This is a genomic window from Erysipelothrix enhydrae (assembly GCF_035066605.1).
GTDB classification, from domain to species: Bacteria; Bacillota_I; Bacilli_A; order Erysipelotrichales; family Erysipelotrichaceae; genus Erysipelothrix; species Erysipelothrix amsterdamensis.
Genome location: NZ_CP125807.1, coordinates 526,705 through 552,924 on the forward strand (window position 1 = coordinate 526,705; position 26,220 = coordinate 552,924).

General features: G+C 37.5%; 30 protein-coding genes and 1 riboswitch. Of the genes, 2 read left to right on the forward strand and 28 right to left on the reverse strand.

Going from position 1 to position 26,220, the window contains the following annotated elements; genetic code table 11:
- Positions 1–6: 6 nt before the first annotated feature.
- The 10 genes from LLS04_RS02680 to LLS04_RS02725 form a co-directional block, all read right to left on the reverse strand.
- Positions 7–1,515: a M23 family metallopeptidase gene (locus tag LLS04_RS02680; RefSeq protein WP_275165222.1), complete on the reverse strand. Its 1,509-nt coding sequence runs from the start codon at positions 1,513–1,515 to the stop codon at positions 7–9.
- A gap of 1 nt (position 1,516) precedes the next feature.
- Entirely contained in the window at positions 1,517–2,887 is a 1,371-nt protein-coding gene (gene dnaB, locus LLS04_RS02685) for a replicative DNA helicase (RefSeq protein WP_323611766.1), read from the reverse strand.
- 11 nt (positions 2,888–2,898) lie between these two features.
- Positions 2,899–3,345: a 50S ribosomal protein L9 gene (gene rplI, locus LLS04_RS02690; protein WP_013853429.1), complete on the reverse strand. Its 447-nt coding sequence runs from the start codon at positions 3,343–3,345 to the stop codon at positions 2,899–2,901.
- A gap of 1 nt (position 3,346) precedes the next feature.
- On the reverse strand, positions 3,347–5,302 hold the full coding sequence (locus LLS04_RS02695) for a GGDEF domain-containing protein (protein WP_323611767.1): 1,956 nt from the start codon (positions 5,300–5,302) through the stop codon (positions 3,347–3,349).
- Between the two features lie 46 nt (positions 5,303–5,348).
- Entirely contained in the window at positions 5,349–5,888 is a 540-nt protein-coding gene (locus tag LLS04_RS02700; protein ID WP_323611768.1) for a DUF2232 domain-containing protein, read from the reverse strand.
- A gap of 53 nt (positions 5,889–5,941) precedes the next feature.
- On the reverse strand, positions 5,942–6,175 hold the full coding sequence (gene rpsR / locus LLS04_RS02705) for a 30S ribosomal protein S18 (RefSeq protein ID WP_003774357.1): 234 nt from the start codon (positions 6,173–6,175) through the stop codon (positions 5,942–5,944).
- 17 nt (positions 6,176–6,192) lie between these two features.
- Positions 6,193–6,666, reverse strand: a complete 474-nt coding sequence (gene ssb, locus LLS04_RS02710; RefSeq protein ID WP_323611771.1) for a single-stranded DNA-binding protein — start codon at positions 6,664–6,666, stop codon at positions 6,193–6,195.
- 25 nt (positions 6,667–6,691) lie between these two features.
- Complete coding sequence (gene rpsF / locus LLS04_RS02715) at positions 6,692–6,982, reverse strand: 30S ribosomal protein S6 (RefSeq protein WP_003774354.1); 291 nt, start codon at positions 6,980–6,982, stop codon at positions 6,692–6,694.
- 139 nt (positions 6,983–7,121) lie between these two features.
- Positions 7,122–7,760 (reverse strand): IspD/TarI family cytidylyltransferase, encoded by a 639-nt coding sequence (locus tag LLS04_RS02720; protein ID WP_323611773.1) that lies wholly within the window; start codon positions 7,758–7,760, stop codon positions 7,122–7,124.
- A gap of 61 nt (positions 7,761–7,821) precedes the next feature.
- Positions 7,822–8,673 (reverse strand): LysR family transcriptional regulator, encoded by an 852-nt coding sequence (locus LLS04_RS02725; protein ID WP_323611775.1) that lies wholly within the window; start codon positions 8,671–8,673, stop codon positions 7,822–7,824.
- Between the two features lie 93 nt (positions 8,674–8,766).
- Here LLS04_RS02725 and LLS04_RS02730 point away from each other — a divergent pair, with 93 nt between their 5' ends.
- Positions 8,767–9,330: a chromate transporter gene (locus LLS04_RS02730; protein ID WP_323611778.1), complete on the forward strand. Its 564-nt coding sequence runs from the start codon at positions 8,767–8,769 to the stop codon at positions 9,328–9,330.
- Positions 9,314–9,853 (forward strand): chromate transporter, encoded by a 540-nt coding sequence (locus LLS04_RS02735; RefSeq protein ID WP_323611779.1) that lies wholly within the window; start codon positions 9,314–9,316, stop codon positions 9,851–9,853. The genes LLS04_RS02730 and LLS04_RS02735 overlap by 17 nt, the downstream gene beginning before the upstream one ends.
- A gap of 37 nt (positions 9,854–9,890) precedes the next feature.
- Here LLS04_RS02735 and lysS read toward each other — a convergent pair whose 3' ends face one another.
- From lysS to rpmE, 18 genes are all read right to left on the reverse strand, one after another.
- Positions 9,891–11,375 (reverse strand): lysine--tRNA ligase, encoded by a 1,485-nt coding sequence (lysS, locus tag LLS04_RS02740; RefSeq protein WP_323611780.1) that lies wholly within the window; start codon positions 11,373–11,375, stop codon positions 9,891–9,893.
- Between the two features lie 231 nt (positions 11,376–11,606).
- Positions 11,607–12,479 (reverse strand): Hsp33 family molecular chaperone HslO, encoded by an 873-nt coding sequence (hslO, locus tag LLS04_RS02745; RefSeq protein WP_323611782.1) that lies wholly within the window; start codon positions 12,477–12,479, stop codon positions 11,607–11,609.
- 54 nt (positions 12,480–12,533) lie between these two features.
- A complete protein-coding gene (gene ftsH, locus LLS04_RS02750; RefSeq protein WP_323611784.1) occupies positions 12,534–14,429 on the reverse strand; it encodes an ATP-dependent zinc metalloprotease FtsH in 1,896 nt (631 codons plus the stop codon).
- 13 nt (positions 14,430–14,442) lie between these two features.
- A complete protein-coding gene (gene hpt, locus LLS04_RS02755; RefSeq protein ID WP_003774344.1) occupies positions 14,443–14,982 on the reverse strand; it encodes a hypoxanthine phosphoribosyltransferase in 540 nt (179 codons plus the stop codon).
- A gap of 25 nt (positions 14,983–15,007) precedes the next feature.
- On the reverse strand, positions 15,008–16,210 hold the full coding sequence (tilS, locus tag LLS04_RS02760) for a tRNA lysidine(34) synthetase TilS (RefSeq protein WP_323611786.1): 1,203 nt from the start codon (positions 16,208–16,210) through the stop codon (positions 15,008–15,010).
- Positions 16,200–16,766 (reverse strand): hypothetical protein, encoded by a 567-nt coding sequence (locus LLS04_RS02765; RefSeq protein ID WP_323611788.1) that lies wholly within the window; start codon positions 16,764–16,766, stop codon positions 16,200–16,202. Before LLS04_RS02765 ends, tilS begins: the two co-directional genes overlap by 11 nt.
- Before the next feature lie 89 nt (positions 16,767–16,855).
- Positions 16,856–17,854, reverse strand: coding sequence for a rod shape-determining protein (gene mreB / locus LLS04_RS02770; protein ID WP_323611790.1), 999 nt, complete (start codon positions 17,852–17,854; stop codon positions 16,856–16,858).
- Positions 17,855–17,882: 28 nt separating this feature from the next.
- Positions 17,883–18,083 (reverse strand): DUF1146 domain-containing protein, encoded by a 201-nt coding sequence (locus tag LLS04_RS02775; RefSeq protein ID WP_018580299.1) that lies wholly within the window; start codon positions 18,081–18,083, stop codon positions 17,883–17,885.
- 91 nt (positions 18,084–18,174) lie between these two features.
- The gene (locus tag LLS04_RS02780; RefSeq protein WP_323611793.1) at positions 18,175–19,326 is read right to left on the reverse strand and encodes a cation:proton antiporter; all 1,152 of its coding nucleotides are present in this window, start codon (positions 19,324–19,326) and stop codon (positions 18,175–18,177) included.
- A gap of 40 nt (positions 19,327–19,366) precedes the next feature.
- Positions 19,367–19,424: riboswitch (Fluoride riboswitch) on the reverse strand.
- Between the two features lie 13 nt (positions 19,425–19,437).
- Positions 19,438–20,172 carry a copper homeostasis protein CutC gene (locus LLS04_RS02785; protein ID WP_323611794.1) on the reverse strand — a complete coding sequence of 245 codons (735 nt, stop codon included), beginning with the start codon at positions 20,170–20,172 and terminating at the stop codon, positions 19,438–19,440.
- A gap of 70 nt (positions 20,173–20,242) precedes the next feature.
- On the reverse strand, positions 20,243–20,863 hold the full coding sequence (gene upp / locus LLS04_RS02790; protein ID WP_003774326.1) for a uracil phosphoribosyltransferase: 621 nt from the start codon (positions 20,861–20,863) through the stop codon (positions 20,243–20,245).
- On the reverse strand, positions 20,860–22,092 hold the full coding sequence (locus tag LLS04_RS02795; protein ID WP_323611795.1) for a serine hydroxymethyltransferase: 1,233 nt from the start codon (positions 22,090–22,092) through the stop codon (positions 20,860–20,862). Before LLS04_RS02795 ends, upp begins: the two co-directional genes overlap by 4 nt.
- Positions 22,089–22,544 carry a ribose 5-phosphate isomerase B gene (gene rpiB / locus LLS04_RS02800; RefSeq protein ID WP_003774323.1) on the reverse strand — a complete coding sequence of 152 codons (456 nt, stop codon included), beginning with the start codon at positions 22,542–22,544 and terminating at the stop codon, positions 22,089–22,091. The genes LLS04_RS02795 and rpiB overlap by 4 nt, the downstream gene beginning before the upstream one ends.
- On the reverse strand, positions 22,541–23,149 hold the full coding sequence (locus LLS04_RS02805; RefSeq protein ID WP_013853437.1) for an L-threonylcarbamoyladenylate synthase: 609 nt from the start codon (positions 23,147–23,149) through the stop codon (positions 22,541–22,543). Before LLS04_RS02805 ends, rpiB begins: the two co-directional genes overlap by 4 nt.
- Positions 23,150–23,206: 57 nt before the next feature.
- Entirely contained in the window at positions 23,207–24,058 is an 852-nt protein-coding gene (gene prmC / locus LLS04_RS02810) for a peptide chain release factor N(5)-glutamine methyltransferase (RefSeq protein WP_275158074.1), read from the reverse strand.
- Positions 24,058–25,137 carry a peptide chain release factor 1 gene (gene prfA, locus LLS04_RS02815; RefSeq protein WP_003774318.1) on the reverse strand — a complete coding sequence of 360 codons (1,080 nt, stop codon included), beginning with the start codon at positions 25,135–25,137 and terminating at the stop codon, positions 24,058–24,060. The genes prmC and prfA overlap by 1 nt, the downstream gene beginning before the upstream one ends.
- Positions 25,137–25,748: a thymidine kinase gene (locus LLS04_RS02820; protein WP_034886764.1), complete on the reverse strand. Its 612-nt coding sequence runs from the start codon at positions 25,746–25,748 to the stop codon at positions 25,137–25,139. The genes prfA and LLS04_RS02820 overlap by 1 nt, the downstream gene beginning before the upstream one ends.
- Before the next feature lie 155 nt (positions 25,749–25,903).
- Positions 25,904–26,107 carry a 50S ribosomal protein L31 gene (gene rpmE / locus LLS04_RS02825; protein ID WP_003774316.1) on the reverse strand — a complete coding sequence of 68 codons (204 nt, stop codon included), beginning with the start codon at positions 26,105–26,107 and terminating at the stop codon, positions 25,904–25,906.
- Positions 26,108–26,220 lie beyond the last annotated feature (113 nt).

Below are 26,220 nucleotides of genomic sequence, written 5' to 3' on the forward strand. Positions count from 1 at the left end.
TAAAAACTAACAGCCAATAACACCACATGCATCAACACGTGTTCCACCACCCACAATAATTTCAAGATGGACGTGTGGATAACTTGTTCGACCCGTCATACCAACATAACCAATGTTTTCACCCTTAGCGACAGTTTGTCCTGCTTGGAAATAACCTGGACTTGCCATATGGGCATAAAGGGATCTGTATCCATTACCATGGTCAATAACGATATAATTACCCCATCCTCCTGGATCGTATGAGTTTGTTGTGACAACACCACGGTCAATTGCGTAGATTGGTCCATAGCCACTACCGTGTGTTGAGAAGTCTGTACCCGAGTGATTTGGATAACAACCATAACCACAAAGAACATAGGCATTATCTAAAGGCCAACGCCATGCACCACTACCAACTTTAGGTTCAACTTTTGTACCATATCGAATAACACCACGTACTGGTTTCTTAGTTTCTTTACTTGATATTTCTTTCGTTGAGATGGATGCACCATTCTCATAAACATCTTCATAAATAACATCACGAGCACCATTTTGTTCCACGACATCCACAACTTCTTTACCTTCCGCAAGTTCTGGATCGGATTGATATACTGTTTTTTCAGGATATACTGGTTCCGTCGTCATACGTTGCTTGGTTACAGTAACTGTGAATGGTGAATCAAACTTACTTACTCGAAGCTCTGATCCAACTTCAAGCACCTGATTCACATCTTTGATTTTATCCGCATTAATGGATTGAATCTGATTAACGTTCATACCACTGTGATATGCAATACCTTCTAATGTATCAAACGGTTTAATTTTATAAGTTTCAACTTTTGGATTATACCCATAACTTAAGAATGTCAGAATTTCTGTTTCATCTTTTAGGATTTTATCCTTCGTCGCAAGTCCCCGCGTTACTTTAACGGTTTCTTTAACTTTTACATCAATATCCTTAGTTCCATAGTCCGTAATGGCAGGAATTTTTTTATTATTTTTGATTGCATCAAATGTGCTCTCACTGGTAAAGTTTTGAATGAATTTATCACGCGCTGAATCAAAATCTTCAGAATTCTTTACATAGATGATGGCTCCATTTGAGAATGTGACTTTATTTGCCTCAATCGCAAATAAGTTTTCTTTATAAAGATAGTCAAAAATATCATTATCACGATCTTCATAAACATTGAAACTCATTTCATCTACTTGAATAAGGTCATCAATGAATCCCAACTTAGAATCTGGAAATTCTTCTTTATATTCATTTTCATACACTTCATCAAACATCTTCTGTAGACGTGTCGAATCTTTCAAGACCCCAACTAGTTTTTGTTCGCGATAAAGCTTTGTAATCACTACAGGTTTATCATTTACAGTTACAACTTCTTGTGGAAATATCGCAGATGATGAATCGATTGCTTCATACGCTGTTTTAATTTCTGATGCTGAAGTTGGTGACTTATAAAGGTACCCTAACCCAATCGCAAAAAGAAATGCGACAGATATCATAATGAGGTTTTTATGTTTTTTCATATTACATTCTACCTCCGTCTCCGGCAACACCATAGAACTTACTAATGGAAGCATTGAACATGAGTGTAATGTCTGCCAATGCACCATTACGGTGTTTCGCCATTTTTAGTAATACTTCTTGTTGTTCTGGTTTCGGCATTTGAGGACCATCATCCTCTTCACCTTCGCGGTCTTTATAATAATCTTCACGGTACAAGAACATTACAATATCCGCATCTTGCTCAATCGAACCGGATTCTCGTAAATCACTCAATTGAGGAATTTTACTGTCTCGTCGTTCCACTAAACGTGATAATTGCGAGAGCGCAATAACCGGGCAATCCATTTCACGGGCCAACTGTTTGAGTCCACGTGAGATTTCCGAAACTTCTTGTTGACGTGATTCTGTTTTCCCACGTCCTGAAATCAACTGAATATAGTCAATCACAATCATATCTAAATTACCTTCGGATTTTAGTTTTCGGCATTTCGAAAAAATTTCCGGAACTGTAATTGTTGAACTATCATCAATAAAGATATTGAGCTTCGATAAAACATTGGCTCCTGCATAGACGTTGTTTAATTGCTCATCATTTAGATTACCCGTTCGTAAATACTCACTCTTAACAGAAGATTGCGCACTTAACATACGTGAAATCAAATGTGTTGCAGGCATTTCAAGGGAGAAGATCGCCATACCTGCTTTTTCATCTTTATTGTGACGTGCTGCATTCAATGCAAGATTTAAGGCAAAAGCCGTCTTACCTACAGATGGACGCGCCGCTAAGATAATTAAATCGCCACGCTGCAAACCGTTTGTGACATTATCTAAATGACTGTAATTGGTCTTTAAACCAGTAATGCGATCGTGGTTATCACGAATTCGGTTTAAATTCTCCATTACTTCATTTACGACCTCACGACTGCGTTGCATTTCAGTTGTTCGACGAACTCGTGTTACTTCTAAAATTCTCTGTTCTGCTTCATCAAGCAGTGCTGTAAGTTCAGTAGTAGAGTCAAAACCCTTTTCAGCGATAGACTGCCCAACATCAATGAGGCGTCGCATTTGAGCTTTTTCTTGAACAACTTCAATATAGTGTTTCACACTTGCTGGTGTTGCACTGTTTTCTGTAAGTGCAAACAAGTATTCGACACCACCCACACTATCAATTTCATGTTGATCTTTTAATCGTGTTATTAAAGTCGTCGCATCTAAAACACGACCACGTTCAATAATTTCTATCATATGAGAAAATATTTTTTGGTGCTCGGTATTATAAAAGTCATCGACTTGCATATCATATTCTTCAACAACTGCAACAGACTCTGGGAACACCAATAGCGTTCCTAAAAGAGCCATCTCAGCGTCTTGACTGTAAGGCAATTTACGCATAGTTCCTCCTCTTATTCAGCAATTAATTTAACGTGGATTTCTCCGGTTACATCTCCATAAAGTGTTGCTTGGATACGATTTGATCCTAAATGAGTAATTGGACCACTGGGTTTAAATTTACGCTTGTCCACTTTAATCTTGTGTTCTTTTTTCAATGCGTCTTCTACTTGTTTTGTGGATACAGAACCAAAGACACGACCACCTTCACCCACTTTGACTTTAAATTCTAAAGTGATTTTCTCAAGCTCTTTCGCTAGAAGTTTCGCTTTTTCGATTTCTGCTTGAACTTCGGCAGCATGTTCTTGTTTTTGGTGATCTAAAATTTCACGACTTTGATCGCTTGCCATAACTGCGAGTTTATTCGGTAATAAAAAATTACGCGCATAACCATCCGCAACCTCAACGATATCGTTCTTTTTACCTACTTTTTTAACGTCTTTTAATAAAATTAATTTCATATTATTCACTTTCCTCTCTTACATTTTCTATAGCTTTTTTAAGTGACTCTACGACTTCATGAATCGATTGTCCTTTAATTTGAGCTGCAGCCCCAGTAAAGTGTCCACCACCACCGAGGCGTTCCATAACAACTTGAACGTTTAATTCACCTTTTGATCGTGATGATATCGCGACAATGTCTTCATCAACATAAGCTACTACAAACGATGCTTCCACCTCTTTCACAGTGAGAATCTCATCGGCCGCTTGTGACATTAATGGACGCGGTAGCAACTCATCTTTATAAGCTGCAATTACGTAGTAATCATCAAAAAACTCACATTTACTTAATACTTTGTTCTTCATTTCAAAGCTCTCATATTCATCACGAAGCATATTTTCAACTTCCATTAAATCAGCGCCATACTTGCGTAATTCAGCAGCTGCTTGGAATGTTCGACTTCCACTTCGATTTCTAAAACGATTGGTATCAATAAGCATTCCTGTATACATAAAGGTTGCTTCAAGTTTAGAAATAACAACATTACGTCGATGATACGGGAATAATTCCACAATCAGTTCGCTCGCTGATGAAGCGGATGATTCAATGTATGTTAAGGTTGGTTTAAATTTAAAATCACCAGTACGGCGATGATGATCGATAATCACAATTGTTTCTGCTTTATCCACCAAATCTGGGAATTGACATTGTTGTAGAGAATGATGGTCTACCATAATTAATAATGTATTTGGACCAATAAGCGAACGCGCTTGTTCATGCGTCACTAGATTATGATCTTTCTCAAACTCATCACGATGCTTACGAATACCTCCCGCAAGATTAACCTCGGTATCCTCCAAATCAATCACAATCGAAGCTTCTTTGTTATAAACAGATACAATTGATGAGACACCCAAGGCACTTCCGAAACAGTCGAAGTCCATCATACGATGGCCCACAATCACAACATTGCTTGATTCTAGAATGTGTTCACCAAGATTTTGAGCCATAACACGAACGCGAACTTTACTTCGTTTCTCCACAGCCTCTGTGTTTCCACCAAAGTAACGCATAACTTCGTTTTTTGTATTTATTGCTACCTGGTCACCACCACGACTCTGTGCCATTTCAAGTGCTTTATTCGACATATCCTCTAAATCCTTAAAGTTATCACTATGTCGGGCAAACGCAAGAGACAAGGTAATACTTGCATCAATCTTTGTAGCTTGTTTTCGAATCTCATTCACAATCGAGAAACGTTCACTTTCAAGCCTTTGAAATACTTGTTCATTTAAGACTAAAAGATAACGGTCTGGGCGAATACGACGCACGAACATCTCATGATTATCAGCCCATCTTACAACAGCCTGACGAATATTTGAGTCAATAAAAGCAATCGTTTGCTCTTCCTCATATTGCGTTGTTTCTTCATAGTTATCAAGGTGCGCAATCCCCAAGACAACTTGATTATTTCGGTTGATAATCTCAAGTTCATTTAAATCCGTAACATCTTTAAAGAAGATAATATTTTTTTGACCCATCGTCGATGCTTCAAAAACGTGGGAATCAAAACGAATTGTCATCGTTTCATTATTTCCTTTAATAATTTTCACAATAGTCGGAAAGATATCAGTAACCAATTCTCCGGTACCAAGGATATTAAGTTCATCAAAAAGCTCACTCATCCAAGTAATAGTATTTTGATCATCAAGTGTGATAATCCCCATATTTGCATATTCAAAAGCATAACTTGCTTCTTGTCCTAATACATCCGCAACGGATATAACGCGTTCCTTGCGACTTGTAATCGCAGTAGCGAAAATGTAGAAGATAATCGCAAAGTCAATTACAAGAAAAATATACTGTACAACATACAAATATTTATTAATAAAAACATGGAAAAAGAAGAGGACCACCAATTGGGTCAAAGTTAAAATCATTAAACGTGTTTTAAGAGTCTCAAATTGATTAGACATAATAAACCCCCTAGGTTTTCACCTTAAATTTTATCACAAATCGACACTATTTTCTATTACGATGTAACATCACTAAAACGATATCTGCACTCGTTTTCATTATAAAGAGTTCCATAGCCATTGTAATCAGAACCATACCGATTGAAATACCATAAAGTACAAGTGAATTGTGAATATTTAGAATCCCTTTCACAGAGTGAATGATTTCTTGAAAGTCCATACCAAAAGCAGGACCAAAGAAGCGAATCATTATAAAGTAAAACAAAGCAATAACTACTCCCATAGCAAGATAACTCCGTGATGGGGAAGCCTCTTTTTTCATACAGTAAATATACGCTAATCCTACAGCACCATACCCTGCCATCATCAAAATTGTTGAGAAAAGCCCCGACATGATAACCGCCATTATAATACATGATAAGTAAACTACAAACGCCTCGGACCAATCACAATACGATCCGTAGACAATTAAAGGTAGCGCAAGAAACGTCATAAAAAAACCAGCCGTTATGCGATCGAAAAACAAAATAATCCCTGTTAAAGCAACAGTCATTGCGCCATATGTCAGGCTCAGTGTTTTCTTCATAATTGTATCCTCCATAAAGTAAAAACCTCTCGTTAGAGAGGCTTTTGAATATCTTAGTTATCTGATACGTATGGTAATAAAGCCATTTGACGAGCACGTTTAATAGCTGTTGCTAATGGACGTTGGTATTTAGCTTTTGTACCTGTAACACGTCTAGGAATAATTTTACCATTTGCTGAGATAAAGCGTTTTAGTAATTCCACATCTTTGTAATCGATTGTTTTTACGTTATTTTTTGTAAAATAGCAAACTTTACGACGTGGTCCACGGAATTTTCTGAATGACATAACAAATCTCCTTTCGATTAGAATGGAAGATCGTCACTGGTTATATCGAGAACTGGCTCATCATCCATTGAGAATGATGGTTCAGGATCGGCTTGGTATGAAGGTGTATAACTTGATGCACCTTGATTACTGTTTTGATTCTGATATTGACCTTGGCTTGCGCCTTGTTCTTGACGTTGTGCACGCGATTCGAGTGATTGAAGTGTATCCACAACAACCTCTTGAACATATACACGTTTACCGGTAGCGTCTTCATATGATCTCGATTGAATTCGACCTTCTAGACCTACTAAAGCACCCTTTAGTAAGTAATTTGCCATAAAATCAGCTGTTTGATTCCAAGCCACACAATTGATAAAATCAGTTTCATCTTGTTGTCCAAAGCGGCGGTTGCACGCTACAGTAAACGAAACGACTGATTTACCAGTTTGTGTTTTACGAAGTTCTGGATCTCGAGTTAAACGACCCACTAATATAGTGCGATTAATCATAAATAATCACCCCTTGTGTTTTTGATTAGATTTCGTCTTGACGTACGATCATGTGACGGATTACATCGTTATTGATACGTGTTAAACGGTTAAATTCATTAACTGCTTCATCACCTGATGTAAATTGAGTTACTACATAGTAACCTTTTTTGAAGTCTTCAATTTCGTATGCTAGTTCGCGTAAACCCCATTCATTAACTTCATCAATTGTTGCTCCGTTATCTGTTAAGATAGCGTGTAATTTAGCAATAACTGCTGTACGAGCTTCCTCGTCTAATGTAGGTTTCACGATGTACATTACTTCATATTTGCGCATTTGTACACCTCCTTCTGGTCTATGGCTCTTTCGAGCAAGGATATTTTTTTATATTTTATCCGTTCTTTATTATACCAAACAAAAAGGTCTATGTAAACCTATTCCGTCATCACTAAATAAGTTTCACAGACCCAATGTCCTAATCTTCTTTTTTTAGAATAAATCGACGATTTCTCGAATCGCCCGCTTCAACCGCAATCTTAACATCTGAGAATGCAGAGACTACTTCTGAATCATCCATAAACGTTCCGCCCGAACGATTCGCTTTCGCATAACAACTTAAAATAAACGACGTGTGATATGCCTGCGGTGTTTGTGTTTGAATGAATGAATCAGTATCAACTGTTGACTCAATATACCCATCAACAACACTGCACATACGACTGGTTGGAGGTAATCCAAGTACACATGCTTTTTCAGTTTGCATGCGAACAAGCAGTTTATCAATTAAACCTTGACGTAACCAAGGACGTACACCGTCATGGATAAGAACAACATCCTCTGAAACCGCTGTAAGACCAATTAGCACGCTCTCCTGACGTGTTTTCCCGCCCTTAACATAAACAATCTTACCACTGCCATTAGACTTTACAACACGTGTCATATCGGCAGAACTCGCAACAATTACAACCTGTTTGCACTGTGCATCATGCATGAAGACCGAAATTGTCTGACCTAAAACACTTTTTGAGTCATTAAATGAGGCAAGTGCTTTTGCATAACTTGCACCTTCTGCTGCTTTTTTTCCAGCGGCAACAATTAATACTGAATAATCCATAAGTCACCTCTTCTTTTTTAGTATTCTAACATATCACAGGCTCGGATTAAAGGAATTCGTATTATTTACCAAATGCCTTGATAACAATATCCGCAAATTCATTTAAAGGATCCTCAAAAACTTGGTTTTTCCGATAACATAAGGTTATCGGGGTTGTGATATCACTTGTGATATCGTTATAGATATAAAATTCATTATGAATGAGAACTTCAGGTAAAAAACCAATTCCTAAATCTTGACTAACCGCAAAAAGAATCGCTTCTGAGTTAACCGCTTGCCATGTCGGCTGATAAATCATTTTATTTTCTAAAAGCAACGCTTCAAACGCATTACGAATTGAACTTCCTGATTCACGAAGTAATACTCTATGTTGAAGTAAAGTTTCGAGGTTTGAAATATTAAGTTCATACTTGGAGAAAAATTTTAAGTTGTAAAATCCGAGATGTATTGTCTCAAATGTCTCATCATGCATTGTTCCTTCAATTATAGCGACATCTACTTTGTCCTCAATTAGTAGTGCAAGCACATCTTGCGCATTTGCGATTGTTGTTTCGGTTTTATTATCTAAATGTAAGGATTCAAATCTTTTGATGATATCAGGTAATGTTGTCTTTGCGACAGTGATGCTTGATCCAATTCTTAGAGGATTCGACTGATTGAGTTTAAATACATCCGCTTCAAATTGATGATAACCTTTTAGAAAATGTGTCACTTGAAGGTAAAACTGGACACCAAACGGTGTGGGTTCAATCCCTCCCGACTTACGCACGAAGAGATTACGATTCAAGACCGTCTCCAGTTCCTTAATCGCTTGAGATACTGCAGGCTGTGAAATGTACAATGTCTCAGTTGCTTTTGTAATTGATCTAAGTTCATAGACTTCTTTGTATATTTTTAAAAGTCGAATATTCATAATCCACCTCCATAATGATTTACTTATACCTTCATCACTTCTATCTATTATAATTATCAACGAGAATTCACTATAATACAAGCGGAGGCTTTTATGAAACAAATATCAAATTTAGAACTATTCTATACGTCCTTCATTTTATCTGCTGTATCGTTTGGCGGAGGGTATATTACCATCCCAATTTTACGCACAAAGTATGTTGAAGAGAAAAAATTAATTACCGAAGAAACATTGCAAGATCTTGCTGCGATTGCTCAATCTGCACCCGGTGCCATATCCGTAAATCTCGCAACAGGAGTCGGATATAAAATCAATGGTAAAGCTGGAGGATTCGCTTCATTTATCGGGACCATCTTACCACCCTTATTTATAATCTCTATCATTACTTATTTTTATGATTTTTTTATGGGACAAGCCCTAATACAAGCAATATTTAAAGGATTAGAAGTTGGGGTCACTGTGATTATGGTGCGATTGGTCCTTGATATGGTGAAAGATTTGTACCAAAGAGACCATAAATTTGCGGTCATCTTATATCTCACTGGATTGTTGCTATCTCTAGCCTTTAAGATTCATATTGTTTTTATTCTAATCTTTAATTTTGTGGTCGTGTTTATGTTTAATCGTTGGGAGCAGCATCATGTTACAGTTGATTAAACTATTTTTTGAGTTTTTATATGTTGGGTTATTCAGTCTTGGTGGGGGTTACGCGACCATTCCGCTCATCGAAAATAGAATTATCAACATTCATGGTTGGATTACGACCCAAGACTTTATCAACATGATAACCATTTCCCAAATGACGCCTGGACCGTTGACGGTAAACATCTCAACTTTTGTGGGTCTCAAGATTGCCGGAATACCGGGCGCAATGATCGCAACACTTGGTTGTGTACTTATTGGTGTTAGCTTGACACTTAGTGTGTATGGGTCCTATGAAAAAGCGAGTCACAAAGACCTTTGGGAATTGTTTTTGAAATCTTTACGCATCAGTTCCACGACACTGATCAGTCTTGCGACGGTAACTATTTTTTCTATGTTGCTTCTGAATGAAAGTAGCTTCAGCGCCTTAACCGTAGTTGCTTTCATCCTCGTATTTGCAATGAGTTATAAATTCAAACTTCAGACAACTCAAATTCTAATTCTTTCAGCATTTCTCGGTTTACTATGGCTCTTGTAGAAAAAAAGATACTAACACACAGTTAGTATCTTTTTCTTTATCTTTTTTTCATATGTGGGAATAACAAGACATCACGAATACTTGCGCTGTCTGTTAAGAGCATGATGAGACGGTCTAAACCAATACCGATTCCACCTGTTGGCGGCATTCCGTATTCTAACGCTTCAACATAATCAACATCCATTTCATTCGCTTCTTCATTTCCAAGTTCACGTTCGCTTAATTGACTTTCAAAACGTTCGCGTTGGTCAATAGGATCGTTCAGTTCGGAGAATGCATTCGCATATTCACGGGCATCAATGAACATCTCAAATCGATCTGTAAAACGAGGATCTTCTGGATTTTTCTTTGCAAGTGGTGACACTTCAACAGGGTGACCATAAACAAATGTTGGTTGGACAATCTTTTCTTCACAGAATGTCTCAAAGAACTCATTAACAACATGGCCAAATGATAATTGGTGTTTTGCCATATTAATATTATGTTCTTTCGCAATTGCAACTGCTTCTTCATCAGATTTGACAGTCCAGAAATCAACTCCTGTAACATCTTTAATGATATCAACCATATGGACACGACGGTAAGGGCCTTTTAATGAAAGTTCAGTACCTTGATATACGATTTCAGTTGTTCCTAATACTTCGTGTGCAAGATATTCAAGTAAACCTTCACTGATATCCATCATGTCATACATATCTGCGTAAGCTACATAAGCTTCGATTGTCGTGAATTCCGGGTTATGTTTTGGACTCATTCCTTCATTACGGAACAAGCGACCAATTTCATAAACACCTTCCATTCCACCAACAATCAAGCGTTTTAAAGGAAGTTCAGTCGCAATTCTTAAGTAGAACTCCATATCTAAAGTGTTATGGTGTGTTACAAAAGGACGTGCTGCCGCACCGGATAAGATTGGAGTTAAAACAGGTGTTTCAACTTCTACCAAACCACGGTCATCGAAAAATTTTCGAATGGAACGCATAATTAGTGGACGCAACATTGCAGTACGTCGTGAGTCTTCGTTCATAATTAAATCTAAATAACGACGACGGTAACGTTCTTCTTTATCTTGTAAACCATGAAATTTATCTGGTAATGGTCGTAAAGCTTTTGTAAGGTGTGTCAATTCACTCGCTTTAACGGATAATTCACCATGGTTTGTACGGAATATTGTTCCTTCAACACCTAAAATATCCCCTAAATCAAGTTCTTTAAAATACTCAAACGCAAGATCTCCAACTGTATCTTTTCGAACGTAAACTTGGATTTGTCCATCACGATCTTGAAGATGCATAAATCCAGCTTTACCCATGACACGCTTAGTCATAACACGACCAGCTATTTTGGTTGTAGCTTCAAGTTCTGCAAGTTCTTCTTTTGATTTGCTATCGTAAGCCCCCACGATGTCGGATGAGCGTTCTTCAGGTTTAAATCCACTTGCAAAGGGATTGATTCCTTGTTCACGCAAAGCCTCCATTTTCTCACGACGAACAATTTCTTGTTCTGTTAATTCATGTCCCATATTATCACTCTTTCTTATGTAAATAATCTGATTCTATCTTATCAAATTCTATCAATGAATTCATCTAATTTAGTGAAACAGCCGTTAAAATCACACATAACAACAATTTATTTTTAATTCTTACGAAACCAACCATACATTATTATTAAAATTCATTGCTTTTCGTGATGTATCATAACATAATTTATGGTTTCTGTGTATTCGTATCCCTCAAAACATAGAAGATAAAACTTAGTTTTTCTTGCGTTCTAAAACGATCTCTTTTAAATCATCTTCTGTAAATTCATATTTTGAATGACAGTAATGACATTCTAAAACCGCACCCTTATCTTCCGCAATGAGTTCTTTTAGTTCATCTGTACTTAATGTTCGTAATACATCAGCCATTTGTTCTCTATTGCATCCGCAATAGTACTGAGTATCCGTTGTTTCAAGAATGAGAACATCCGGAAACAAATCAGCACAAACTTCGATTGCTTCTTTGTCTACCATGAGATTTGAAACGGGTGGAAGTTTCGCAAGTGTTTTTTCAATTTCTGAGATATCATCTTCAGTCGCTGAAGGAAGTACTTGGATCAAGATTGCTCCTGCAGATTTAATGGATAAATCTTCATTAACTAACACACCTACAGACACTGCAGATGGGATTTGTTCACTTTGTGCATAATAGTATGCGAAATCATCTCCAATTTCACCAGATTGAAGTTCAACTTGGGAACTGAATGCCATACCATCTAAAACATCATGCGTTACACTGAGTGTTCCTTTTCCAATAGATCCGCCGACATCAAGTTTACCAATACTGTTTACTTTATGAACATATGGATTTGAAACAAGTCCGCGCACAAAGCCTTTATTGTCTGCATTAACCAAAATATTACCTAACTCACCGTCACCACGAATCTCGATAACAAGTTTTTCGTCATCGTTTTTCAGTGTTGTCCCCATGATTGCGCCAATACTTAAGGTACGACCTAAAGCAGCTGAAGCAGCTGGATAAGTACCATGTAATTCATGTGCTCTTTGAACAAGATCCGTTGTTTTTGCAACAAAAATTCGAACATTTCCATTTAGCGCCATTGCGCGTACGATTTTATCACTCATAATTGTCTCCTTTTTTCTTAAAAAAGCCCCAACGAATTGGGGCTCCCTCTAAGCTTAAATTTCTTTATCAATTGTTGTATCAGGTTCTTGAACTGTTTCACTGACAACTTCAGCATCAACAACACCATTATCATTGGCTTCACGGCCTTCAACAATGTTTTGAATTTGCTCTGCAGTAATTGTTTCATATTCAAGAAGTGCTTCAACAATACGGTCAAGAAGTTCACGATTTTCCTCAATGAGTTTACGAGCTTCTTCTTTACATTGATCGATAATATGACGAACTTCTTTGTCAATTTCAAATGCAATTTGACCAGAATAGTTTTGAGGTTGGGAAATATCTCTTCCTAAGAAAACATTTCCATCATTACTATCATATTGAATTGGCCCTAAGTCACTCATACCATATTGAGTAACCATTGCACGTGCAATTTTGGTAGCGGATTGAATATCAGAGTATGCACCTGTGGAAATTTCATTAAAGACAATTTCTTCAGCAACACGACCACCAAGGTACCCAGTGATTTTACCCATCAAGTCTGAGCGACTTTGAGTAAAGGTTTCTTCACGAGGAGTCATTAAGTTATAGCCACCTGCTTGTCCACGTGGAATAATTGTGACTTTTTGTACTTTATCAGCACTTTTGAGTTTAATACCAATAATTGCATGTCCTGTTTCGTGAACAGCAACCATATAGCGTTCTTTTTCAGTATATTTTTTAGATTTCTTAGCAGGTCCCATAATAACGCGGTCAATCGCTTCATCAATAATATCTATAGTGATTTCCGTTTTATTTTCGCGAACCGAAAGAATTGCAGCTTCGTTCAATACGTTTTCAAGATCTGCTCCTGAGAACCCTGGAGTACGGCGTGCAATGTGTTTAAGCACAACATCATCCGCAATTTTCTTATTGCGTGCATGAACTTGTAAGATTTCTGTACGACCTTTAACATCGGGTAAACCAACAGTAATGGTACGGTCAAAACGTCCCGGTCTTAGTAACGCAGGGTCCAATACGTCATCACGGTTAGTAGCCGCTAAAACAAGAACACCTGAGTTCTCTTCGATTCCATCCATTTCAACAAGAAGTTGGTTAAGTGTTTGTTCACGTTCGTCGTGTCCTCCACCCATACCAGCACCACGTTGGCGTCCAACAGCATCAATTTCATCGATAAAGATAATGCAAGGCGCTGTTGCCTTAGCTTTTTTAAACATATCACGAACACGACTTGCACCAACACCTACAAACATTTCCACAAAATCAGATCCGGAAATTGCATAGAATGGCACATCTGCTTCACCAGCAGCTGCTTTAGCAAGTAATGTTTTCCCTGTTCCTGGAGGACCTACAAGAAGCATCCCTTTAGGAATACGCGCACCCATTGCTTCAAAACGTTTTGGATGACGTAAGTACTCGATTAACTCTTGCATTTCTTCTTTTTCTTCTTCAGCACCCGCTACATCTTTAAAGCGAACTTTAATATCACCTTGGACTTTAGCACGAGATTTACTGAATTCAAAGGCTTTATTATTGCCTCCATTTCCCATTTTAGAGAATAGGAAGAACATAAATCCACCCAATAAGATGTAAGGAATGATTACGAGCAAGAAATCCACGAAGAAATTACTTTCATTTGGATCTGCTGTCAACATCGCTGCATCTTTTTCAGCAAGTAGTTTCGTCACTGCATTGAGTTGTTCTGGGGTATTTGGTAAACGTGTTGAGAATCCAATCTTACGATCATTTTCAACATATACACCTGTAATATCAATGACATTATTATTTGGTTTAATAATTGTATTTTCTACTTTTTTAGTTTCTACAACATTGTAGAACTCTTTAACGGGTAAAACTTTCTGTGTTTGATGTGCAGCTAACTGCATGATAACAAGTGCCATCATTACAGTCATTACCATCAAAATAATATTATTTTTTTTATTGTTTTTCAACGGGATTCACTCCTTACTTATAGACTGTATCTTTTAAAATTCCAATGTATGGTAATTGTCTATATTTTTCATAATAGTCCATACCAAAACCGATAACAAATAGGTTTTCGATTTCAAACCCAATAAAGTCAGCATAAACATCAACTTCACGACGTGATGGTTTATCTAATAATGTAATAACTTTTACGTCATTAGCACCCTTATTCATTAAGAGTTTAATAACTGCTTTAAGGGTATTTCCTGTATCCACAATATCTTCTACAAGCAAGATATTAGTGCCTTTAATTGAACGATCCAAATCTTTCAAAATTCGAATATCGCGTGATGATTCCGTACCTTCGTAACTTGAAACATCCATGAAATCAAATTCGATATCAAGGTCAATATACTTAATGAGGCGTGCAAGGAATGGTACGGATCCTTTTAAAAGTGCCACAAGTACGAGCGGACCTTCTACATTTTTATAATGTTCAGTGATAACTTGTCCGAGTTCTTCACATCTTTTTTCAATTTCTTCTTCACTTATCAAAATACTCTCTACATCTTGGTGCATACTATAAATAATCCTCCTGCGATAACTATAATTCTAACATAAAAAGATTGGGATTGTTAGAGTAATGATGCTCATCACAACCCATTCCCACAACAAACACAATTTGTTGCGAGGAATTCACAATAACAGGCCATATTTCGCGTTCATGACGAGGTATTTTACGATCGATAAAGAATCGATTTAAAGACTTCGTCCCAAACCTCATCTTTATCGAATCCCCTTCACGGGCATTTCGAATTACAATTGGAAAATCTGATGCCGAAAGCGTCACGCCTTGTATCGTTTGACCCGAATCGCTTAAGATAAAATGATGCGTAGTAACATACGATATTTGAGTAAAATGATATTCATACGGTGTGTTGTCTCTAATTGCAAGTTCTCCATAGCTTGAACTTAGGCGTTTGTTTCCAAACTGAATAAAAGCTTTTTCTTGCAAAATAAGTGTATCGAGCTCTTTAAGATAAGGACCACTCATCGCATGTGTCTCCACACCATTTTGTGCCATCCACAATCTTAGGACGCGTGGTCGTATACCATCTTGTATTAATGCATACATATCGACTTTAACCTTAGAATCCAGCTGAAGTGCGATACTCTTCACCATTTTACTCCTTTTTTCACCATATTGCTTTGCAGCAAGCATTTCTTTTACTAAACTTTCATATGAATTTTCATCCATACAATGAATATCATTACGAATTTGATTGCGTGTGTAGTCAAGACTTAAGTTTGACTCATCAATTCCATATTGAATTTGGCTGTCATCACAATATTGAACAACCATGTCTTTAGTCATATCCAATAGGGGACGCCACACGGTTACACCCATGATTTCTGTAAACTGCGCCAATCCAATGTGTTCACTTTCCATCTTACGTTGTTTCTGGAAAAGATAGGTCTCGAGATCATCGTTGAAATGATGGGCAATTGCTACACCTTCAGCATTATACTTAAGTACCAATTCTTTGAAAAACGCATAACGAAACACGCGTGCTTGGTGTTGGAAATTATGGTTTTCGCCATCATCCTCATAATTTGAACATTCAAACGGGATATGGTTTACTGCACAGTACTTCCGAACAATATCTTCGTCACGCTTGCTCGTTTCTCTTTTACCATAGTTAACATGAGCTGCAACACATGGTATGTTTTGTTTAGAAAGTATATCCAAAAGCGCCATCGAATCTGGCCCTCCCGATACACCTACTATCCACTTTTTATGCATCATCGCTTACCTCCATATCAAACGTCTCTTTTATAATTAGATTTCGAATCTCTTTAAACATCGCACTGCTTGGATCAATATGACCATTAATTGAAATAATTCTCGCAGAATTAACATACTTACAATCATTAAGAAACAATACCGATGATTTATTGAGCCCTGGTATTTTCCCAATGTAATAGAGATGTCGTTTTCCGAAAAGATTTATATTCCTCGCTTGTCGAATGATTTCATAATTTGAAGTCATAGGAACAACGAAAAGTTTATAGTTGAATATCCCCATAACTAATCCAAAATGTTGATAACCAGCTTCATTGATAAATGCTTGACCAAATTCCATATAACAGATATCACCAATGGACACGGTCATTTTTAATGATTCACAAGACCAATTTTTCTGGCGACACATTCGATTCAGTCCGCTTATACATTCTTTACGGATATAGTATGGTGGTAACAAATAAATATACTTGCGATAAGTCTCTAAATACTCTTCAACAGTCCGATTAACGGATCGATTTTCACATTTTTTTAGCCATCCTGGCTCTAGTTTCATCATAAGAACCCCTCCGAAACTAGATACACATGAATATGGAGACTCCCTAAATAAAAAGAGCCATTGGCTCTTTTTAAAACACTTAGTTGTAATTATCGAACTAAGTCTAAGTTTTCTAACATGATTCCTGTTCCCTCAGCTACGCATGTTAATGCGTTTTCAGCAACATAAACTGGAATACTTAATTCATGTGAAATCAATTCATCAAGGCCATGTAATAATGCACCACCACCTGTAAGTACGATTCCTCGTCCTACGATATCTGCTGATAATTCAGGAGGTGTTTGTTCAAGAACAGTACGACAAGCACGAACGATGTCCTGTAGACTTTCATGCATTGCATTTGCTGTTTCTTCAGCTTTTAATGTAATTGTATTTGGAAGACCTGTAACTAAATCACGACCACTAACTGCAATCGTAGTTTGTTCCATATCTTTGACACTGTCAATACGAGCAGTACCAATGTGAGTTTTAATTTCTTCAGCGGTACGATCACCGATTAAAAGTTTGTATGTATCTTTAACATATTTGATAATGTCATGATCTAAACGGTCACCCGCAACTTTTAGAGATGTACTTGTTACGATTTCACCAAGTGAAAGGATTGCAACATCTGTTGTTCCTCCACCTATATCTAAAACCATTGAACCTGCTGGTTTTGAAATATCTAGATTTGCACCGACAGCAGCAACTTTTGGTTCCTCTTCGATGTAAACACGTTTAGCACCTGCACGATAAGCTGCATCACTGATCGCTTTACGTTCTATAGATGTAATATTTGATGGACAGCAAATTAAGATTGTTGGTCGTGAAAACATACCTTTAAGGTTTAATTTTCTAACAAAATATTGAAGCATCATTTCTGTTACTTCAAAATCTGCAATAACGCCATCCTTCAATGGACGGATTGCTAAAACACGTCCTGGTGTACGTCCTAACATATCTTTTGCTGATTGTCCTACAGCAAGGCATTTTTTAGTTTCAGCATCAATGGATACTACTGAAGGTTCGTCTAAAACGACGCCTTCGCCTTTTACATAAATTAAAATATTTGCGGTACCTAAGTCAATTCCGACTGCTTTTGAAAACATTCTTTGTCCTCCAATTCTCTCGTCTTTTCTACATGAAATAAGCGAATGATAATCCCATCAAAAACTGCGCTACAACATAACCTAATCCAAGAGATAAGAATATGTAGAGTAATTGAATACGCGTTTCACTACCTTTTCGCATCACTTTATGAAAATCAATCCCACTGAGTGCATAAGCACTTGCGAGAAAACATACGAAATATAAAACAATTCTTTGGATATCATGCATAATTATTCACCTATATTACTATATCAAATAACACACTGAAATTCCATTGATAATATAAAATAACAAAATTTACGATATTCTTATTTTTAGTTCACTCTAAGAGTGGCTTCGCCGTCAAGTTCATTCCGATTGCTCCCAGTGGTGTTGTAATTAAAATCGCAAGAACTGAAATCGCAAGGATTACTTCACCATTTGGTAAACCTAAGGCTAAAGGTGTCCCACCAATTGCTGCTTGAACTGTCGCTTTCGGTATGTATGAAATTGCTACAAAAATTCGTTCTTTAAGGGTTAAATCTGTGTTGATTAGTGATACAAAAACACCCACCATACGTACCAAAAGAGCACAAACAATGATTACAACTCCGATTATACCCGAAGATTGTGCCGCTTTAAAATCCACTTTCGCACCAACTAAGACAAAAAGAAAAATCTCCGCGACAACCCAAAGTGAATCCATCGCATTTGACAGATAATTGGATAGTGAGAGATTACGTTCTCGAAGTGTTGCTGCACTCACCATCACACCTAATAATGAGGCTATGGGTAAAACCTTTTCTACTCTTTGGAGACAATAGGAAAGCAACAACATCAAAAACACAGTTATCTTTGAATTCTTCCCATAGGCACTTAAGACTCGACCGAGCATTACCCCGGAAATAAGTCCTATGACAATCATCATGGGGAATCTCAGCATAATTTGAAGTGGCGATATCCATCCTGTACTCGCAAAACCGAGAAAAACAGAGAATACTGATATCGCCACAACATCATCCACTGATGCTCCGGCAAGGATTAAAGTTGGAATCTTTTTTTGGGTGCCAATTTTATTTTTTTCTAAATAAACCATCATTGGGACCACCACAGCTGGAGAAACTGCCGCCAAAATGAATCCCAACATCCCACCCTGAATAAAACTAAAATTCAAAAAATGCATACTTAAAATCATAACTGTTCCCGCTTCAAAAACACCTGGAACAAAACTAAGCAAAAATGCGGGTCGACCTACTTGAGTAAGATTTTGGCGATCGAGACCAAAACCGGCACGAAGTAAAATAATAATCAAAGCAAGACCTCGAATCTCCGATGACAACATTTGAATGCTCGGATGAATCCAATTGAGTCCAAAGGGCCCTATTGTCATACCAAGAATGATTAATAGGAGTAATGCTGGAACATGCATCGTTTTCGCCACTTTTTTTGAAACTTGGCCTAGAATTAAGATTAGTAAAATTGTATATATCATAGTACCTCCATAAAAAAACTCCTACAAAAAGACCCTATGGCCTTATGTAGGAGTTATCAGCTGTCGCAGTTATGGCGAACTCCATCACCGTTTTGTAAATTATACCATATTTTATTGCTTTTGAACTGTACTCATAAATGATTTAAGTTTGTCCTCACTGACACCATCATAATCTCCAAGATGACTGTAAGCGTACGAAACTGAATCGTTTTTTGTCGTCGGATCCGAATACCACGTCTTAAACGAACTATGGAGTTGATTAATACCTGTTTTCCCCACAATTTCTAAAGCATTCGATTCATTCACACCTGATCCTACACAAAACTCGATATCCTTAGAATAGGTTTTATGAAGGTCTGCAAGTAATTCAATGCCATCACTTGCATGGTCCTGTAATCCACTAGTTAGAACACGATCAACACCACAAGCAATTAAGTCTTCAATTGCCTTAATAGGATCCAAAACACAATCAAACGCACGATGGAAAATGGCCTCGATTCCCGCATTGTGACAGATATCCACAAATTTTTGAGTAAGTTTCGTATTCACGGTTGAATCTTCGTTAAGAAATCCAAAAACAAGTCCATCTGAACCGTTTTGAATTAAATTTTCAGCATCGTAAATCATTGATTCCACTTCCAATTCTGAATAACAAAATCCCCCACCTCTTGGTCTTATCATGGTGATAATTGGAATGTTCGTATGTTGTTTCGCAGACACAAGCATCCCTGCACTTGGAGTTAAACCCCCTAAATATAAACCACTGTTTAATTCAATACGATTGGCACCACATGTTTGTGCAATGATGCAATCCTCCACACTTCCTGCACATACCTCAACAATCATTCTGCTCACTCCTTTTTGTATCTATTATATCAAAACATAAAAAAACCACAGTAAAACTGTGGTTTAGAATTTATTTTGTACCGAAAATTCGGTCTCCAGCATCTCCAAGACCTGGAACAATATATCCATCTGCATTAAGTTTTTCATCAAGTGCTGCTAAGAAAATATCAACATCTGGATGTGCTTTTTTAATAAGTTCAACACCTTCAGGTGCCCCAACTAGACAAACAAGCTTAATTGTTTTTGCGCCATGTCTTTTTACGATTTCAATTGCTGCATCAGCACTACCACCTGTCGCAAGCATTGGATCTAAAACTAACACCTCAGACTCAGCTAAATTCTCAGGGAATTTTGCGAAGTATTCATGTGGCATCAGTGTTTCCTCATCACGATAAACACCAACGTGTCCTACTTTAGCTGTTGGAATTAAATTTTGAATTCCGTCTACCATTCCTAGACCTGCACGTAAAATTGGAACTAAAACAACATCACGTTTCATTTCGAATGTGTCATATTCTCCACATGGTGTGTTAATTGTAACTGGGTCTAATTTAAGATCGCGTGTAATTTCATAAGCCATAAGACCTGCTATTTCATCGAGATTTTGACGGAAATCCTTGGTCTTTGTAGATTCCATTCTCATTTGTGTCAGTTTATGTGTAATTAATGGGTGATTTAATACTGTAATCATATTCTTTCTCCTCTCACCGGGTATTGACGTGTTAATGTTTTAACTTCATTACTAATTCGTGTCAAGATTTCGTCGTCTTCATAATGCGTTAACGCTTCATGAATCCAGTGAGCTATCTTCTTAAACTCTTCCTCTTTGAAACCACGACTTGTCATCGCTGGAGATCCGAGACGGATTCCACTTGTAACAGCTGGTCGCTCTGTATCAAATGGGATTGCATTTTTATTAATGGTAATTCCCACTTTATCCAGCACTTTTTCTGCATGAGCGCCCGTCATTCCAATACTATTTTTCACATCCACAAGGATTAAGTGATTATCCGTTCCACCACTTACCAAGCGATATCCCAAGTTTGAAAACTCTTGTGCAAGGGTTTTCGCATTAAGGATGACTTGTTGTTGATATGTTTTGAAATTTGGTTGCAATGCTTCATAGAAGCATACAGCTTTACCAGCAATCACATGCATCAATGGTCCCCCTTGCATACCAGGAAATACAGAACGATCCAACTTGCGCGCATATTTTTCTTTACAGAGAATTGCGCCACCACGTGGTCCACGAAGTGTTTTATGTGTTGTCGTTGTTACAAAGTCTGCATAAGGGACGGGACTTTGATGAAGTCCTGTCGCAACAAGACCTGCAATATGGGCCATGTCTACCATTAGATATGCTCCAACTTCATCCGCAATCTCTTTAAAGCGCTTGAAGTCAATTTCACGAGAGTATGCACTTGCTCCTGCTACGATTAATTTAGGTTGAACTTCTAAAGCTCTCTTTAATACATAGTCATAATCAATCATCTCAGTATGTTTATCAACACCATATCCGAAGAATGTGTAATTAATACCTGAGAAGTTTAATTGGTGTCCATGCGTTAAATGTCCTCCAGAATTTAAATCCATCCCTAAAACAACATCACCATGTTCTAACACAGTCATATAAACAGCCATATTTGCTTGTGAACCACTGTGAGGTTGAACATTAGCGTGCTCTGCACCATAAATTTCTTTAAGACGATCGATCGCTAGATTTTCGATTATATCGACATACTCACAGCCACCATAATAGCGTTTTCCAGGATATCCTTCCGCATATTTATTCGTTAATATACTTCCAGTTACTTCCAATACTTGATCTGAAACATAATTTTCTGACGCAATTAACTCAATATGATCGAGTTGTCGTTGCTCTTCCAATTCAATGGCTTCAAATACCTTTGTATCTCTCATTCACGGCCCTCCTTGGTCTCTAAATCAGATATCTTACAAATACGACGACCATGACGCGCATCTTCGCTGTATGGTGTCTCAATCCACGTTTTAAGAATTGCGACATTGGTTTCATAAGGCGTTGTACGCCCTCCCAATGCAAGCATGTTTGAATCATTGTGTTCACGTGTCAATTGCGCAACCTCAGTACTTGTTACAAGAGCACAGCGAATCCCTCTAACTTTATTCGCTACAATTGAAACACCCACACCGGTTCCACAAACAACTACACCACGATCATATAAACCTTCTGCTACAGCTTTCGCTGCAGGGTAAGCAAAGTCAGGATAATCTTGTGATTCTTCAGAATAAACCCCAAAATCCTTTACCTCATGACCCATTTCCTCTAATACTAAACGGAGTCCCTCTTTTGTTTCAAACCCTCCGTGGTCAGCTGCTATAGCGATTTTCATAATCCTACCTCCTTATTAATTTCTTCTAAAGTAATAACACCTTGTCGTAAACACTTAATTTCATCTCCTGTAATATCAAACACACTGGATGAAACACCTCCGACACATTCTCCTAAAACAACACCTTCAATACGACCATCAAGCTGATCAATTACCATGTCCGATGAAATTGCTGTATCAAACCCTGAACGATTTGCGGATGGAAGCCAAATTGGATAGCCTACTTTGTTAATAATGTCTTGAACCCATATGTCATCAGCCATACGAATACCAATCGTACGTTGATCGCCTAAGAAAGGAAACACTCCATCTTTAATGTTAAAGATAAATGTAACCGCACCTGGCATAAAGGTTTTCATGAGATGACGATCACGGTCTGTTAACTCCGCAACACTCTCAATTTGATCAAGGGAACCAACCATCAATGGGAACGGTTTGTTCTCGGGACGTTCTTTCGCATCCTTTAGCTTTTGATACAACGAACCATCTGCACTACTTGCAGCCAATCCGTAGACCGTATCCGTCATAATTGCGACAAGCCCACCCTCTTGAATCATTTGCGCAATGTCATCACTTTGATTTTTATTAAATCGTTTTGTATCCATTTCGTTTCCTCTACTCTCTACGTCTATTTTATCACACACATCCCCAAAAAAAAGATACTAATCTTCGTGATTAATACCTTTATAGACAAAGACCATACGATCAAGGCCATTGATGTCTTGACGAAGCACAATCTTAGCGTCACCAAAAAATTCTTGAGCTAACGCAACAACTGCTTCCCCAATATCAAAACCAATCTCAAAAGCCATCACTGCCTTATCGTTTAAAACAAGATGTGCCTTTTCAAATACTTTACGATAGAAGAACAAACCATCCTCACCACCAAATAAGGCAACATGAGGTTCATTGTTCAATACCGAAGTTTGAATATGTTCTGTATTTTTAATATATGGTGGATTACATGCTAGAACATCGAGCTTAATATTTTTCTCAATTAAAGGCTCTAACATATCCCCTTGCATAATCTCCATATCTGCTTGGTTGTAGTCCGCATTACGGCGTGCCACTTCCAATGCTTCTTCACTAATATCGGAAGCATAAACTTTTAAGTTTAATTCTTTTGCTAAAGCAATGCCAATAGCACCACTTCCACATGCGACATCCGCAATTACGGGTGTATCAAAATGTGCATCAATATCGGATAATAGATGACCAACAAGTTCTTCTGTTTCTGAACGAGGAATCAGTACGCCCTCATTCACAAACAGCTTATAACCATAAAACCACTCATATCCTAAGACATACCCTAAAGGCTCATCGGTAGTTAATTGATTAATCTTATTTCGATATTCGTTAGTGAAAACAGCCTCAACCTCTTCATTATAAATAGCAAACATATCTAAATCTTTATCGCGTAAGAGTTCAAGCATTAAAACACGAGCGAAGCCCGTATATATATTTGCTTTGTCGAGAATCTCTGTTCCCTCATTAACTAAATCTTTATAAGTCATTAAGCACCTTGTTCAAGGATTTCTTTTTGTTCTTGCTCAAGAAGAGCATTCACAATTTCATCCAACTTACCTTCCATAATTATGTCTAATTTTTGTAATGTTAATCCAATACGGTGATCACTCACACGGTTTTGCGGATAGTTATATGTACGAATTTTTTCAGAACGTGCACCGGTACCAACTTTAGATTGGCGTTCGCCATGACGTTCTTCTTGAATACGACGTTGATGTTCTTCATAAACACGAGCACGAACAAGACGCATTGCTTTATCTTTATTATCGTGTTGTGAACGTCCATCTTGACACTTCACTGCTATCCCTGTAGGTTTGTGAACAATACGAACAGCTGAGTCTGTTTTATTAACATGTTGTCCCCCAGCGCCTGATGATCGCATTGTGTCAATCTCAAGATCATTTGGATCGATGTCAATTTCTTCATCCTCAACATCCGCTAGAACGAGAACTGTTGCGGTTGAAGTATGAATTCGACCTTGTGTTTCTGTTTTTGGCACACGTTGAACACGATGTGCTCCTGATTCAAATTTAAAGTGACGGAATGGTTCCGCACCTTTCACAACGAATGAAATTAAAGAATATCCACCTGCTTCAGCATCCATTGCTTCAATCAATTCGTATTTGTATCCAAGACTTTCTGCATATCGGGTGTACATACGGTATAAGTCACCTGCGAAGATATTTCCTTCATCGCCGCCCGCTGCTCCACGAATTTCCACAATTGCATCAAACGAATCTGATGGATCTTTAGGAACCAACAGAACTTCGAGTTCTTCGATAATTTTTACCATTTTTTCAGAATATTCTGCAGATTCCATTGCTGCAAGTTCTTGCAACTCAGGCTCATCTACAGCAAGCATTTCTTGTGCTTGCGTAAAAAAGTCTTCTGCTTCTAAGAATTGTCGGTATGCATGCAAGACTTGCTGCATAGACGATTGTTCTTTACCTAATTTTGCCATCATTTTACGATCCGACAACACTTCTGAAGACATCATCATTTCTGTGATTTCTTCATCACGTGCTTGAATCTTCTCAAGACGGTCTCTCATTGTTTTTTCCATCATTATTTATCACCTTCGCTATTTCCATTAATTTGAGGTTTATCCAAAACAATATGGTCATGACGGCATCGTGCTTCATACGATTCACTTGCTCCAATCATGACAACTGGATCATGATAGGATGCCGGTTTTCCATTTACTAAACGTTGTGTACGTGTCGCAGGTGCGCCACATTCAGTACAAACCGCTGTAAGTTTTGTAACAAACTCTGCAGTAGTCATTAATTTAGGAATTACGCCAAAAGGTTCACCACGAAAATCCATGTCAAGACCTGCTACCATTACGCGTTTACCTTCTAAGGCAAGATGGTCACACACCTTAACAATTTCTTCATCAAAGAATTGAACTTCATCAATTGCAACAACATCCGTTTCTTTAGTAACGTATTTTAAGATGTCTGTCGCCTTATCAACTACAACACTTTGCACGCTAGTTCCCGCATGCGAAACGACCTTACTGTCACTGTAGCGATTATCCACAGCTGGCTTAAAAACAATAATGTTTTTATGTGCAAATTTTAAAACATTAATACGACGAATTAACTCTTCTGTCTTCCCAGCAAACATACAACCGGTAATGACTTCGATATAACCCTCTTGATATTGATGATACATCATATTCTTTCACCTCATCATTATTATTCTATCGTATTTTAACAAAATTTATACACAAAGTCCTAAAAATAACACTATATTTCTACATTTCATAATTTACTCATAAAAAAGAGCGTTGTCGCCAACACTCTTTTCATTGTTTATAAGGTTGAACCTTATTTTATACCATATTTCTTATTGAACTTGTCAATACGTCCAGCTGCATTAGCAAAACGTTGTTTACCTGTATAGAAAGGATGGCAGTTTGCGCAAGTATCTACACGTAGATCTGTTGCTGTTGAACCAACTTCAATTTCAGTATTACAAGATGAACAAACAATTTTTGTTTGGTGGTATTCTGGATGAATTCCTTTTTTCATATGTACATGTCTCCTTCCGCCTAAAGATTTTCACTTTAGATAAGTGCTAAGTTATAATAGCATATCCAATAGTAAAGCGCAATAAAAAACGCTTATGCATTCCATGAAATTTT